The organism is Liquorilactobacillus mali (assembly GCF_001437155.1).
Classification (GTDB): Bacteria; Bacillota; Bacilli; order Lactobacillales; family Lactobacillaceae; genus Liquorilactobacillus; species Liquorilactobacillus mali_A.
The window spans coordinates 103,999-117,974 of record NZ_JQAR01000002.1; the positions used below are offsets into that span (position 1 = coordinate 103,999).

General features: G+C 35.4%; 12 protein-coding genes. 9 read left to right on the top strand and 3 right to left on the bottom strand.

Features of this window, described 5'->3' with window-relative positions; genetic code table 11:
- The first annotated feature begins 38 nt into the window (after nucleotides 1-38).
- Genes IV36_RS01540 through IV36_RS01555 form a run of 4 tightly spaced genes read left to right on the top strand, consistent with a single transcriptional unit; the run spans nucleotide 39 to nucleotide 3,660 of the window.
- Complete coding sequence (locus tag IV36_RS01540) at nucleotides 39-1,319, top strand: Firmicu-CTERM sorting domain-containing protein (RefSeq protein ID WP_056990420.1); 1,281 nt, start codon at nucleotides 39-41, stop codon at nucleotides 1,317-1,319.
- A complete protein-coding gene (gene xrtG, locus IV36_RS01545; RefSeq protein WP_010077719.1) occupies nucleotides 1,316-1,936 on the top strand; it encodes an exosortase family protein XrtG in 621 nt (206 codons plus the stop codon). The genes IV36_RS01540 and xrtG overlap by 4 nt, the downstream gene beginning before the upstream one ends.
- Nucleotides 1,929-3,278, top strand: a complete 1,350-nt coding sequence (locus tag IV36_RS01550; RefSeq protein WP_056990422.1) for a TIGR03111 family XrtG-associated glycosyltransferase — start codon at nucleotides 1,929-1,931, stop codon at nucleotides 3,276-3,278. The genes xrtG and IV36_RS01550 overlap by 8 nt, the downstream gene beginning before the upstream one ends.
- On the top strand, nucleotides 3,271-3,660 hold the full coding sequence (locus IV36_RS01555; RefSeq protein WP_056990423.1) for a 6-carboxytetrahydropterin synthase: 390 nt from the start codon (nucleotides 3,271-3,273) through the stop codon (nucleotides 3,658-3,660). The genes IV36_RS01550 and IV36_RS01555 overlap by 8 nt, the downstream gene beginning before the upstream one ends.
- A gap of 120 nt (nucleotides 3,661-3,780) precedes the next feature.
- On the opposite strand, the gene IV36_RS01560 is transcribed toward IV36_RS01555, so the two are convergent.
- Nucleotides 3,781-5,328 (bottom strand): TIGR03766 family XrtG-associated glycosyltransferase, encoded by a 1,548-nt coding sequence (locus tag IV36_RS01560; RefSeq protein WP_056990424.1) that lies wholly within the window; start codon nucleotides 5,326-5,328, stop codon nucleotides 3,781-3,783.
- 232 nt (nucleotides 5,329-5,560) lie between these two features.
- Here IV36_RS01560 and IV36_RS01565 point away from each other — a divergent pair, with 232 nt between their 5' ends.
- The 4 genes from IV36_RS01565 to IV36_RS01580 all read left to right on the top strand — a co-directional run bounded on the left by IV36_RS01565 (nucleotide 5,561) and on the right by IV36_RS01580 (nucleotide 11,369).
- On the top strand, nucleotides 5,561-6,673 hold the full coding sequence (locus IV36_RS01565; protein ID WP_056990425.1) for a GGDEF domain-containing protein: 1,113 nt from the start codon (nucleotides 5,561-5,563) through the stop codon (nucleotides 6,671-6,673).
- A gap of 132 nt (nucleotides 6,674-6,805) precedes the next feature.
- Nucleotides 6,806-9,112, top strand: a complete 2,307-nt coding sequence (locus tag IV36_RS01570; protein WP_056990427.1) for a carboxypeptidase-like regulatory domain-containing protein — start codon at nucleotides 6,806-6,808, stop codon at nucleotides 9,110-9,112.
- Between the two features lie 265 nt (nucleotides 9,113-9,377).
- On the top strand, nucleotides 9,378-10,496 hold the full coding sequence (locus IV36_RS01575; RefSeq protein WP_056990429.1) for a GGDEF domain-containing protein: 1,119 nt from the start codon (nucleotides 9,378-9,380) through the stop codon (nucleotides 10,494-10,496).
- A 99-nt stretch (nucleotides 10,497-10,595) separates the two neighbouring features.
- The gene (locus IV36_RS01580; RefSeq protein WP_010077727.1) at nucleotides 10,596-11,369 is read left to right on the top strand and encodes a sulfite exporter TauE/SafE family protein; all 774 of its coding nucleotides are present in this window, start codon (nucleotides 10,596-10,598) and stop codon (nucleotides 11,367-11,369) included.
- Nucleotides 11,370-11,467: 98 nt separating this feature from the next.
- Here the strand turns inward: IV36_RS01580 and IV36_RS01585 are convergent, their stop codons facing one another.
- Together IV36_RS01585 and IV36_RS01590 are read right to left on the bottom strand one after the other, a co-directional pair.
- Nucleotides 11,468-11,689 (bottom strand): DUF2922 domain-containing protein, encoded by a 222-nt coding sequence (locus IV36_RS01585; RefSeq protein ID WP_056990431.1) that lies wholly within the window; start codon nucleotides 11,687-11,689, stop codon nucleotides 11,468-11,470.
- A gap of 37 nt (nucleotides 11,690-11,726) precedes the next feature.
- Nucleotides 11,727-11,927: a DUF1659 domain-containing protein gene (locus IV36_RS01590; RefSeq protein ID WP_056990432.1), complete on the bottom strand. Its 201-nt coding sequence runs from the start codon at nucleotides 11,925-11,927 to the stop codon at nucleotides 11,727-11,729.
- A 393-nt stretch (nucleotides 11,928-12,320) separates the two neighbouring features.
- Here IV36_RS01590 and IV36_RS01595 point away from each other — a divergent pair, with 393 nt between their 5' ends.
- Entirely contained in the window at nucleotides 12,321-13,730 is a 1,410-nt protein-coding gene (locus IV36_RS01595) for an amino acid permease (protein WP_056990434.1), read from the top strand.
- The last annotated feature ends 246 nt before the right edge of the window (nucleotides 13,731-13,976 follow it).

The window sequence follows — 13,976 nt, forward strand, 5'->3', positions numbered from 1 at the left end:
AATTTATCTTTATCTATAATATTAACTAGGGGAGTATTATGAAAAAATTTTTGTTGATGCTGTTCTCTATTTTTGTACTATTTTTTATCAGCAATACAAATGTAAATGCAGCTAGTACAACTGCAGCCAGTATTAAAATCGATGGCAACTTTGATGATTGGACTAATATAACTAAAACAAAAGTTGGTTCTGGTTCTTCTTATTATAATGAAGCCGCTGTTGTTGATGGAGACACACTTTATGTTTACGTGGATAATAAGAACAATTCATGGGGATATATTCCGACATGGGGAGGATATACTATTTCTGTAGGCGGTAAATCTTATTATGCAAATTTCACTGGAAGTATTTCGAGTCTTACAACCACTGGCTCTTCGAATAGTGCTAGTTACGGTAATGTTGGAACCGGTGTTGAGGTTCAAGAAAATTATGGGCAAACAAGCATGTTCGAGTTTTCATATTCTCTTTCCAAAGTAGGTGTTTCAAGTTTAAGTAATCAGAGTGTTACCGTGAGCAATTCCTCGTTGGGGTCGCAAGTAGTCAATGCTGAAAAAATTGAGACCTCGTCCTCATCAGATAGCTCAACTAGCAGTTCTTCAACCAGCAGTTCGTCTTCGAGTTCTAGCAGTTCAGGTTCGTCCAGCAGTTCGAGTTCATCAGATAGTGAAAATAGTTCTGGTGAATACACAGTCGGCCAGTACAACATTGTGATTGATGGTAGTTTCTCAGATTGGGATGACATTAGTAAGACTGATCTGACTGAACCTGGTGATGACGGAAATGTAAAGCGTGCGGCAATGGTTTCAGATGGCACCAATCTTTATATTTACGTGCAGATGGATTATACAAATAATTATGGGTATAATCACCTGCAGACAGATGGTTATTATTTGACAGTTGGCGGGATACAGTATTATTTCACTGTTAGGAGCCCAAATGGCAGTAATTCGCTTAGTAACAATCTCAAAAATTTGGGTGATAAGACAGCACTGAAAATCGGTCTTGGAAGTAATTATAATGGTAACTATTATGCTGAACCAAGCAACATTGAAGCTGAAGCTGCACGAATCGCAAATAATGCCGGTTCTCCAACTGATACAATGGAGATCAAAATTCCATTGTCAGACTTTACTCTCTCCAGCCAATCTGGGCAGATAATAACTTTGAAAAACAGTAACTTGGGGTCTCAAACTGTTACAGTTTCCGGTGGTAGCACAGGTCCAATTATTTTAGCAGTTATCGGTCTAGTGATTGCATTATTAGGTTTATGGAAATTTAAAGGCTTTAGGAAAAGAAAAAAGGGTTGGGTGAATAGATGAACCCGTTAATTATAATAGGAACAGTCATCTGGCTATATGTCTTGACAGTTCTTAAGCGAACGCAACTGATGGCCTACTTTTTTATATTCGGAAGCGTGGGCCTCTTCTTTATATTGATTGCTCTCAGTGACCCTTATTGGGTCTGGTTCTTCACACATATGGTCATTCAAGGGGTGAAGGGGTTTGGTATTCTCACTGGAATGTGTACTGTGATGTCTAAATATGGCACCGTCCATATTATAAGTGGTAATATGTCAAGTCTATTAATGACGATTGACTATGAATGTTCAGGTATCATCGAAACATCAGCCTTTGCAGCACTTGTAATCTTTTTTCCGGCATATTCGAAGAAAGAACGGCTCTTTTATGTCATATTAGGAACGCTCTGGATATATCTCGCTAATGTAATTCGCCTCGTAATTGTGGTCGTGATTGTCCATTATTTTGGATACACAGCTTTCTTTTTGGCACATACCATCATAGGAAGACTGGTTTTCTATGGTTTGGTGATAGCACTTTACTACAATGTATTTACGTATTCGCAGTTATCACAGGGTTTATATAATAGGTTTAAGTCTGCTTTCTTGATTAGGAAAGGGAGTGCAGGTAATGATTAGTTACTGGATGGATTTAACTCTCCTTAAGATGGGATTCTGGATTACGTGGACAATAATCCCGGTTGTGGTGGAGATTATTCCTGCATTTGTGTCCAGTATTCATTTGTTATTCAGCTATTACAATAGACCGAAACTCATAATACCTAAGAAACTGCCGATGATAACTGTGATTGTGCCAGTCTATAACTCTGCAGATACACTATTCGAGTGTATTGAGTCGATTGCTAGGTCGACATATCCTACCAACCTGACACAAGTAATTATTGCTGACAACCAGAGTACTGATGATAGTTTTGCTGTTTTCAATGATGCTCAAAATACTTTCAGTAATCTGAATATGCAAATAATTCATACTGACAAGGGAAAGGCACAGGCACTGAATTCGGCAATCTATGGTGCTATTGGCAAATATATCATAAATATTGATAGTGATGGGATTTTAGACGAAAAAGCCTTGATGAACATGACTCTTCGTTTTGAGAACAACGAGAAAGTTGCAGCGATGACAGGTACGATCTTATCCAATCGGCGACTTATTAAAAAGATAAGTGGTTGTTGGCACAAGATAATAGCTGAGAATGAATATTATGAATATGCGCAGGCTTTCTTGTCTGGGCGAACAATTGAATCATTCAAGAATGAATTATTTACCATGTCTGGTGCCTTCTCAGCATTCAGAAGAGATGTACTGCTCAGAACATTCATGTATAACACTTCGACAGTGGGCGAAGATACCGATATGACTTTTCAGCTAAGACAGCGTCTAGGAGAGCAAGTTGTACTGTGTCCAGATGCTATCTTCTACATTGAACCGATATCTGGGATAGGGGAGTTGTACACGCAAAGACAACGATGGCAACGAGGTCAGTTAGAGACCTCTAAGAATTTTGCAGAAAAGAAGACAGTTGGTCTAATGTCTTTCTTTAAGAATTTCGTTGTCCGCCGTTTAATTATTGATCACACATTTATGTTTCCAAAAATGATTTGGTTTTTTGCCACGTTTGTATTACTCTTTTTCCGTTACTCACCAGTGATACTGCTTGTTTCATATCTATTGATTTATATTTTATATGTTTTAGTTTGTACCTTGAATTATATCTGTGTTCGAATCTTATTGCAGCCGTTTCCGGATGAAAAGATTTATTATAAGAAGCTTTGGTGGGTCGTTTTCACATTTCCATGGTATAACTTAATCTGTTCGATCATCAGATTCATTGGAGCAATTAATACGATAACAAGACCGACTAATTGGAATTCTGAGAAATTTTCTGTTGAAGCTAAGCGCTTAGTCACACGTATAAAAGACGATATTAAAAATCTGAGAGATGATAAAAATGAGTAAATTATATAAGACCTATAGAATCCGTTCATACGTTAATGCCAGCCATGCCATGAAGTGGAAAGATGGGGTTGGTGAGAAGCACACTCACACATGGGAGTTAATTTGTGAGATCGGCAGTAATGATGGAGAAATGATTATCTTTAATGATATTGACAAGGCAATTAATAGGGTTACAACGTATTTTTCGGGGGAATTTCTAAATGATTTGCCTGAATTTGCTAAGAAAAATCCTTCACTGGAGAATTTAACAGAAATTCTTTTTAATTTATTAGAAAATTCACTGCATGAAATAAATGCAAGTTTAATGAGGCTTGAAGTTGGTGAATCACCAACACATTTTTATGCACTTACAAGTTCGTTATTTTTTGGAAGAGATGAATGATTCTTTTCTATGAAATAAGATTGACAGTCACGTGAGACAACGAAAGCCAGGGACTGCCGCAAAATAATTGTTTTTGTTACAGTCTCTGGCCTTTTCTTTTATAATTTAATTTTTGAAGAATCAATCTTTTCTTGCCCAAGCAATGATTTTTTTAGTTCTTGCAATTGCAGGTGTAAATGATATTGTTGCTAGCAGTAATATAATCGGCAAGTATTGGATGATATAGCGGCTTCTTCCTCCTTCAAAAAGCAGGAGAAACAAAAATCCGCCTACAAGAGAGAGTTTTAGAAAATCTCTGAATTTCCATTTCTCGTAACCTAAGGCAATAATACTGAGTGTAAAGATCCACCATGTTTGCGCCATAAAGCGAAAATCAGCAATATTTCTTCCATACAGGAAGATAAAGTTTTTTAATTTACCACTGATTGTTTTCGTTGTCGGTTTTTGGTTTTCTCGAAAGAAGTGGCCTTCCTGTAACCAACCAAATGTACCATCAGCAGTATTATTACCTTGTTTTTTAATAATGAACTTTAAATATCCAAAAGCACCAAGTTGTTTTAGGCGCTTGAATAACATTTTCTTTGAATATTCGGTTTTTTGTTTTTTTGTCTGTAATACGGCCATTTCAAGAGCTTGTTTTGCATTATATCCACCAGTACCATATACTCCCATCGACATGAAGTGGATGGCAGGAATTGAACGCCAAGATTGAATTTTTATATATTTCTGTTCTTTAATGGCATCACTTGTTATCTTATAAGTTGTGAGAGACACACCACCAATGACAGTTAGTAATAGAATTATTTGGATTAAGTGGATGTTAAAAAAGTTGATTTTTCGAATCATCAGACTTAAGATTTCAATTATTACGATTGCGATAACAGGAATTATTGCTGAGGGTTTTATGAAATATGCCAAAATAATAGCAAGGCCAAATAAAACGGCAGCAATTACCTTAAAAGTAAAATGGATACTTTTCTTTGCCATGATACAGTAACAGAGAATATAAAGGGAAACAAAGGGTAAAACCCATGCATCAGTGTATGGCATGATGATGCTCAGGAAAAACAAGAGCCATGCACAATGCACGTAAATGGCAATTCCAAGTGATTTGCGTTTTACAATTGCGATGCTCAGAATATTAAGTATCGCTGATATATCAACTAATACTAAGGTAGTGTAATCAAAAAACATCCAGGAAGAGTGACCAGTTTGAACTATTATCCAACGCATTAATAAAGTAATCGGTAAATTATTTTGGTTCAAGCTGTAGTAAGCTGCAACATTGGGTTCAAGAACATGTTTGTGATTAACAGCTGCGTAGTGCAACATGCCGGCATCAAATCCACTAACCGGATGTACATAGTATACAAATAGTATTTGCAAAATAATAATTATGATAAAAAGTAAAGGGGCAGTTATGTATTGATTCTTAATGAAGATAAAGTAAAAGAAGTTCTTAACTTTTTGGAACAATACAAGCGAAGTGACTAGTATGATTGCAGCTATGATTGCGTAGGTAGTTAACCACGTTGTACTTGTTCCAAAAGTTGAATTGTCCCCGAGAATAATATTTGGTGATGTCCAAGCAAAATAAAGGGTAAGGGCAAATAGAATTCTCCAAAAAATGTTAATAGTTTTGTATCCTAGATCATATATGATTTTCAAAGAAGTACCTCCAGAATAAGATTTATAATCCAAATTAGTGATTTTAAATTCTTGTTTAACTGTAGTGCCAAAACAAGATTAGTGAAGATAAATTTTAAGTTTCCATCAAACTGCTGTAATTAATGTAAGCGAAAAGGAAAATTGATTAATAATTATGGTGACTTTTATTAGAATTTTTTGTTGAATAAGATTAGTTAATGCGTTTAAGAATTTTTGGGTGGTTATATATAAAATGTTAGAAATGTTTATTTTAGGACTCATGACTCCAATTATCACAATCTGTTTTTTATTTTGCAAGTACTATTTTTTTAGAATATATGTGGTTTCCTTAGAGCGTAAGCTTTGGGCCAATATTATCTTCTATTTTTTCCTAAGTACTTTCTATTTTGTAGTAGGAAGCTTCAATTATTTTTACCTTGAAATTGTTTGTTTTCAATATGTCGTTGGAATTACCGCTTTCTTTCTTGATGGCAGAATCAGAGGTTATATAGCATTTGCATTGATGCCTCCAGTATTAACAGTTGTAGAACTAGTGAATGGTGTATATTCTGCAGCAACGATTCGTTATATTTTCTTAATAATGCTCGGCTCCATTGCATTTTGCGAACTAATTAATTTCTTGACTGATATTGATCTATTTTCAAAATACGCTGCTTCTCTGGTTGTAATAAGCATTGCTTCACCAGTTCTGATAGGAGCTCAGTGGAAGAATGTGCCTCAAACATGCGAACAAGTCTATATACCTATTTTGATCGGATCTATCATTATTGTGGGCTTTGTTTATGGTTATTCAGCGGCTTTGCAACGAAAAGAAGTACAAATACTAGAGCTTAGGTATGAAGCAACATATGATGGGTTGACAGACTTACAGAATTACGATTCTTTTTCTAATTATGTAACTGAAAATGATACTGAAAAACCGCAAGTGCATGTTGTAGTTATGCTTGATATTGACAATTTTAAACAGATTAACGACACCTTCGGACATTTAGAGGGTAATAATGTTATTAAATTCTTTGCAGCTAGCTTAAAGATCTTTTTCAATAAGAATTGTCCGAAAAATGTTGAGATCTATCGTTTTGGAGGCGAAGAATTTTGTATCCTATTTAAAGATCAAAACATTGGGGACTGTTTTGATCTGATGCTGCGGTTTCAAGAAGAATTAGCTTCAAAAACCTTTTTGACAGATAAAAGACAGGCAGTTGATATAACATTCTCAGGTGGTGTGGCCGAAGCAAATGAATTTGATGAAATTGATAAAGCTGTCAAAGCTGCAGATATGGCGCTGTACCTAGCTAAGAAGACGGGACGAGCTAAGATAGTCTGTCCTGATTGCGAAATCTGATGAAAACTTTAATTGGTGAGGAATTTATGAAGTATTAGATTAAATTTAATCTTAAATTTAGCTTGTACTATGAGTACTACTCCAATTATAATGTAAAAAGGGGATGAGAGCTTAATTAAAGGGGATTAACGATTGAAAAAATGGGGTTTAGGGATAATAGTTATTTTGTTCGGTTCATTGTACGCACTATTGGCGGCTAACCAACATAATAATCAAATAACTAATAAACAGACTAATAATTCAGAAATTGTGACCGAAAAAGGTTTGGGAAGCCAAGGTGCATCCCTTAAAAGTAGTAATAAGTTTGCAGCGCGATTGCAAAATAAAGGTGCAAGTACGGCCACTGTGGCCAATGTTACATTATCAAAATCGGCTAAACTCGCAAATAGTGTGATAAGTGACAAAAGTGATAGAGTAACGGTTGCTGGTGTTTTATCACAAAAAAGCGGAGTGGCTCTGTGTAATCAAGTAATATATGCTAAAAGCTCAGTTGAGGATATCAAGCTTTCTACGGATGGAGAAGGCGATTTTTTTGTACATTTATTAGGTGATCAAAAATATACTTTGACTACTTCGGATGGATTACAGCTTGGCAGTATTACAACTGGTGATATGAGTAGAAGCACTAATGATGATGGCATAATTGAATTAGGGAGAACATTTAGAAGCCAATCTTCTTCAGGGTACATTCAGCTTAATTCAAATACTATCTACTTTCCAAAATCAGAAGTGATTTCGGCAGGTAATAATGAAATTATTATTAATGGGACGCAAGATGTGTATGTTGGTGATGTGGTGCTTGCGGATGGAGGATTGAACCATGCAGATGCAGCAACTGTTAAGATAACTAGTGTACAACATGAGAATAATAAAACAATTTTAAATGGCACAAGCGTAACCATGACATCACTCTTTCAAGAGATTCATTCAGGGAGTCATGGATCTTTTAGTACAGTGAAGATTTTACCGAATACACAAGTTGCAAGTCTTAATCAAAGCGGGAATAGCCTAACAGTCGACGACGGGCAAGGTAGTACTTTGAATGTAGAAGTAGCTACAACACCATCTCTTGATATTGATTATTCAAGCACCCGTGGTATGAAACAAATAGTGGCATCTTTTAAGACTACTGCTAAAATACAGGGGCATATTAGGGCAGAAGGGACAAAGGTGACAAGTTATAACATTGGCAATGCGATAATCTCGACTGATATTCCTTTTCTATCTGTTGATGTACCGTTAACCCTAAATGAATCTTTGCAAGCTGAAAAGGGCAGTACTGTGGATGTAACAGGTGAATATACTTCAAATATCAACTTACAAATTAATAATAATGAACTAATGAAAACTGCAAGTCATGAGGTAACTACTGATTTGTCTGGCAGCACAAATGCGCTGCATTTAAACTTAGGTGTGGGTGTTGCACCCAACATCTCAATTGCGGGTAACAAGTTGCTTAGTATGAGTAACTACTTGGGTTTTAGTGATAATGTGGATGCTGATTTAAATGAGACTCAAGATAGTCATTATAGTGCTGAAGTCGAGAGTCCTTTCTTGGGAAGGCCATATAGTTTCGAAGAAGATACACCTCTTTTTAGAACTGCTAATATGCAGGTGAATACTGATACCTCAGGAGCAGTGACAAATATGACACTAATTCCAGGTGAGACAAAGATACTATATTTACCGGAGTATCGTGGCAGTAACGCTGATTTGACTTCTAATACTGATGGTCCAATCTCAATCACTAAACTATCAAATGGTGTGTATGAATTGACAGCGGATGAAGATGCTGTTACTGGGGGGAGTGCCAGCCTGACATTTTTAGATACCTCTTTAAATGGGCATCTTATTAGTAGTAAGGCAGATCTTACAGTGAACATTGTCCAATCAGATAAGTCTAATATCAGTGGGGACATAGTGGATGACTCAAATAAGGTTGGAATAAAAAATGCGCAAGTAACTTTAGTGAACGAAGCAACAGGCGAAACTTACAGTACCATTACTGACGAGAGTGGCAAATATACAATGGAGCTGCCACGTGGTAATTATCAAAGTACAGTTACTGCAAGTGGATACAATTCTGGGAGTGAAAGATTAAATGTCAATACCGATAAATCAGTGTATGACACTGAGTTATCTTTGACCGAATCCGGTTTGCACGGAGTTATCAAGAATTCAGTGACTGGTGCGAACATTGACGGAGTATCGTTATCTTTTAGATCCGGTAGTGATAATACAACAGGTGAATTGGTTGGAACCACAATCACTGATGGAAGCGGTGCTTATAGTCTCAATCTTCCTACAGGTAATTATACAGTCGAGATAGTGAAAGATGGATTTGTGACAAGCTATAAAAATATTACTGTTAATGAAGATACAGAAGGAACTGGGATGGATGTACCGTTACTTCCAAGTGAGAGTGTAGCTGGCTCCTAAGTTAAAGTATGCGTTAGGGTACTTGACTGCTTAAAATAGATAAGGTTAGAACTAGTATAAAATTGGGTGGACAATACTGGTTATTTTGTTGTCTTGTATTACTGCTAAGAGAGCGTACCGTGAGAAAATAAAGTAAAGAAAATTAGTTGTTAATTTACATAAATTTATTATCTTTAGTTTATGTAAATTAATAAAAGGTGTATAATTTATTAAAAAAGTTAGGCTATGGTTCTAAAAACAGCATATTAAGGTTGTGATATTGGATATGTTTAATGCACTATTTGTTCTGGTGTTAATTCCTACGCTTATCGTTGGATTTATATATGAATTTTATGTGTTAAGTGAAAGCGAAGACATGAAGAAAATAAATTCACTCTTCAAGTATCTTGCATTGTTATTTTTGTTTGTTGTACAAGAATACTTTATCGCTTACATAACGTATAATACAGTCGGTTTCATTTGTTTTCAATATGCTATAAGTATTGCAACCTTTATGATTTCTCGCAAATTTGCAATAATGACAAGTTTGTTCACACCAGTTGTTATCAGTTTGTTTTTGTACAACATTGGTGAGTTTTCAATAATACTTTGTGTATTGAGTTTATTAGCTGTTTTGATTATTTTTTTGTTGACGAATACTTTTTTGCAAAAGTCGTTTACCGTTCAATTCTACCGGTACAGCTGTACTTTAATTTTCATCAGTTTATTAACAATGAATCCGGCTACTGGGCATTTCAATCCTGATTTTTATACAATAGCAAATTTTTTGAAGGTTTTAACAGGATGTCTGATGATTATTTGGTTTTCATCTATCTTCTTTAGAGAGATTAACCAGAAGAAGAACAGGATAAGTGAGTTAGAATATATGAAGTCTCATGATAAACTAACTGGTCTTTATAACTATCGAGAATTCACGAAGAATTTAAACATCATAAGCCAAGGTTCTGATAAAAAATATGTAACTGTAATGTTAGATATTGATGATTTCAAGAATTTCAATGATGAGTTTGGTCATAATGAAGGAAATGGAATTCTGCAAAGCTTCTCGAAAAGGCTGTTAGATTATATGGTAAGCAATAATGAGATAAATTCAACACTCTATCGTTTTGGCGGAGAAGAATTCTGTATTTTAATTGAGGATACACCTATTGAGTTTGCATACACAAAATTAAATAATTTTATTAACTGTCTAGAAGCTGATAAGTATAGAACTGAGTCGGGAAAGGAAATACGTGTTTCATGTTCTGCAGGTATCTCGGATAATCAAGACTATGCGACGATATATGAGACTGTTAGAGCAGCGGATGATGCGCTTTATCGGGCTAAGAAAGAGGGAAAGGGTCGTGTTATTGTCAATACAGGTGATGCCTTTACTACAAATTAGGTAAAGTTGATTCTGTTCAATAGTGATTATTCAAGGTATAATAATTCCACAGCTTGAGAATTTTATTTGTAAGAGAGAAGAAAAGGGTGCAAATTTAATATGCTTTGGATTATTATATTTTTGGTAATTGCTGGTTTTTTTGCTGGACTACTGCAATCAGTTGCAGGGTTGGCATCATTAGTATCTTATCCAGCATTATTGCTGGTTGGTGTTCCACCAGTAATCGCCAATGTTACCAATACGACAGCATTGATTTTTTCAGGAATCGGTTCGTTAATTTCTTCATTTAAGGAATTGAAAAATCATTGGAAAAAATTATTATTTTTTGTAGTTTTATCGCTTGTTGGTAGTGTGTTTGGTAGCTGTTTGTTGCTGTACTTGCCGTCTGCGTCTTTTGAGAAAATTGTGCCATTCTTTATTTTTGGTGCAGGTGTACTTCTATTGATGTCTAGTCGTAAGAAGAAAGTGGCCGGTGGCAGTGAACTAAATGGACAGAATAAAGCGCAAAGTATGTCAAAACTAGTTATCAGTTCGATTTGTATAATTTTAGTTGGTGGATATACTGGTTATTTTGGTGCAGCGGGTGGTGTGTTGTTTCTTGCAATTCTCTCGGCAATTACAGACGAAGAATTTCATATCGTTAATGCAATGAAGAATGTAATAACATTTGCCGGGAACTTAACTGCGACATTCATCTTTATTTTTAAATCGCATATTGCATGGCATTATGTGATCCCAATGGGTGTAGGATTGTTGGCAGGTGGATATGTTGGACCAATCATTGTTCGTCATGTCAATATACATTTATTGCGGATCTTAATTGCATTTGCAGCATTTGGACTTGCTATTTATTTGTTGGTTACAGCTTATTAAGAAAGTTTATCAATTTAATACAAAACACCACAGTAAAAAAATTTTCATTTTCTTGCTGTGGTGTTTTGTAATATTCTTATATGTCAGTTTTTACGTGATTATTCGAAAATCGGTGTATCTGTTGTCTCTACATATTTAGCAGAGATTGGTGTCGTATAAATTTGTTCACCGCTTTTGTTGACGAAAATCCCAAGTTCGGCTAGATCTGCCATCGTCTTTTGAATGACTTCTTTGTTCAGATCGTTATTCGCATAACTAAGACGAAAGTGATTCTTTGTTTTACCAGATTGACTGCCAAAAACCATGTCTAATTGCTTCATTTGAACTCCCCCTAATTTTTATTTAGTATCTGTAAAGCTATTTTGCAACTGTTTCAACAGTGGTGAGCTTTGTTTCTGAGATCTCATCAGCTAACAAAGTATTCAAGATTGCGGTGAAAGTGATAACATCGGCTTCTGTTAAACCTTCTTTAAGGTTGTTGAAAGAATGCTTAATTTCTGAGCCATCTGCACTAATACCTGTTGTTGCGATACTTGATTTAACCCATGCTCTACTCATGTAAAACACCTCCATTTTTATTTTGCAAGTGCTGCAGCAGCTTACACTTATACAAACGAAATGAAAAGTAAAAATGTCAACTTAATTTTATTTTTTTGTAAAGTTTAATATTTTTTATATCAAGTCTTGTTAGAAGTTCATCCCAAAATATTGAAAAAAGTAACCTAATTCTAGTTCAAAAAAATAAAGTTAATTTTCCCGAAATCAAAAAAGTGTTGCGCTTACATTAAGAAAACATATAAAAAGGGGACATTTAACTTTTGAAAACAAGATAAAAATCGTAAATCGGCAACACTATGTCATAAAATCCTACATGAATGATAGTAGTAAAATTGACATTCTAAGAATATGATTATAAAATCATTAATACATCAAATGAAAGGTGATGTTTGTATGAGTAGTATTTTTAGAAAGAAGAGTGTAGCAGAGCTCACAAGTGGTGCGACCCCACTTAGACGTACACTGCGCACTATGGATCTGACTTTTCTAGGAATTGGTGCTATTATCGGTACTGGGATTTTTGTTTTAACAGGTAAAGGTGCTTTGACAGCAGGTCCTGCATTATCTCTATCATTCTTAATTGCTGCTATCTGTTGTGGATTTGCCGGTTTATGTTACGCAGAGTTTGCATCTATTGCTCCTGTTGCTGGATCAGCCTATACATATTCCTACGTAGCATTTGGTGAAGTTATTGCTTTTATTATTGGTTGGGATTTAATTTTGGAATATGCATTAGGTGCCGCAACGGTTTCAGTTGGATGGTCTGGTTATTTCGTTAACCTCCTAGATAACATGGGAATTCATATACCAACTGTTCTTACTGCAGCAGCTGGAACAACACCTGGTGTCAGCACAGTGTTCAATTTACCAGCGTTCTTAATCGTTATCGTAATTACATGGATTATCTCAATCGGGATCAATTCAACTAAACGTGTTAACGATACAATGGTTATTTTGAAGCTTGCTGTTATCGTATTATTCATCATATGTACAGTTTGGTTTATCAAGCCGCATAACTGGGTTCCATTCTCACCATATGGTTGGTTCTCAACACATGCCGGTGCCAAAGCAGGAATTATTCCAGCGGCTTCAATCGTGTTCTTCGCATTTATTGGTTTTGACTCTGTTGCTTCAAGTGCTGAGGAAACAATCAATCCAAGTAAGACTTTACCGCGTGGTATTCTGATTTCACTTTTGATTTCTACAGTGCTTTATATCATTATGACATTGATCATGACAGGTGTTGTTAAGTATACTGTGTTCAACAAGTTCCTTAATGCTCCTATCTTGGCTGTCCTTGCTTCGACAGGTCAGACATGGTTATCAGTAATCGTAAGTATCGGTGCTATTTTAGGTATGACAACTGTTATTTTGGTTCAGCTTTATGGTCAATCAAGAATTACTTACTCGATGTCACGTGATGGACTGTTTCCTAAGTTCTTCGGTGATGTTCATGAGAAATACAAGACACCATTTAAGGGAACTTGGTTCTTCGGTATTATCACAGCTCTTGCAGGTGGTTTTATCAACTTGAACATCTTATCAGAACTTGTAAATATTGGTACTTTGACAGCATTTATCTTAGTTTCTGCAGGTGTTCTCTGGATGCGTAAGACTCAACCAGATCTTCACCGTGGTTTCCGTGCACCAGGTGTGCCGGTAACACCAATTATAGCTATTGTTTTCTGTTTAGTTTTAATTGCTGGACTTAACTGGGAGACTTGGTTAAGGTTCCTTGTATGGTTTGCAATTGGTATGATTCTATACTTCACATATGGTCGCAAACACTCATTGATGAATTAATAAATATAAATTTAAGATAAACAAAAATCACAGCATGTTAGCATGTGCTTTGTATTTTATTTAAAAGAAGGACTAGGTCAAAATTATCTCTTGACTTAGTTCTTTTTTGATCGCGTAATAATGGTATCCATAATGCAAAAGGCATAATATTCAAGCCTTAGCAACTTAGGTTATACATTCTATTGTTTAACATTCTTAAGTATTAAACCCAAATTTTAATGTAAAGAGAGGTTAATGAGTATTTAT

What these genes read in the sequence shown, in the direction of transcription:
- IV36_RS01540 (WP_056990420.1), top strand. Translation starts at nt 39, where the DNA reads ATGAAAAAATTTTTGTTGATGCTGTTCTCTATTTTTGTACTATTTTTT.
- xrtG (WP_010077719.1), top strand. Translation starts at nt 1,316, where the DNA reads ATGAACCCGTTAATTATAATAGGAACAGTCATCTGGCTATATGTCTTG.
- IV36_RS01550 (WP_056990422.1), top strand. Translation starts at nt 1,929, where the DNA reads ATGATTAGTTACTGGATGGATTTAACTCTCCTTAAGATGGGATTCTGG.
- IV36_RS01555 (WP_056990423.1), top strand. Translation starts at nt 3,271, where the DNA reads ATGAGTAAATTATATAAGACCTATAGAATCCGTTCATACGTTAATGCC.
- IV36_RS01565 (WP_056990425.1), top strand. Translation starts at nt 5,561, where the DNA reads ATGTTAGAAATGTTTATTTTAGGACTCATGACTCCAATTATCACAATC.
- IV36_RS01575 (WP_056990429.1), top strand. Translation starts at nt 9,378, where the DNA reads ATGTTTAATGCACTATTTGTTCTGGTGTTAATTCCTACGCTTATCGTT.
- IV36_RS01580 (WP_010077727.1), top strand. Translation starts at nt 10,596, where the DNA reads ATGCTTTGGATTATTATATTTTTGGTAATTGCTGGTTTTTTTGCTGGA.
- IV36_RS01585 (WP_056990431.1), bottom strand. Translation starts at nt 11,689, where the DNA reads ATGAAGCAATTAGACATGGTTTTTGGCAGTCAATCTGGTAAAACAAAG.
- IV36_RS01590 (WP_056990432.1), bottom strand. Translation starts at nt 11,927, where the DNA reads ATGAGTAGAGCATGGGTTAAATCAAGTATCGCAACAACAGGTATTAGT.
- IV36_RS01595 (WP_056990434.1), top strand. Translation starts at nt 12,321, where the DNA reads ATGAGTAGTATTTTTAGAAAGAAGAGTGTAGCAGAGCTCACAAGTGGT.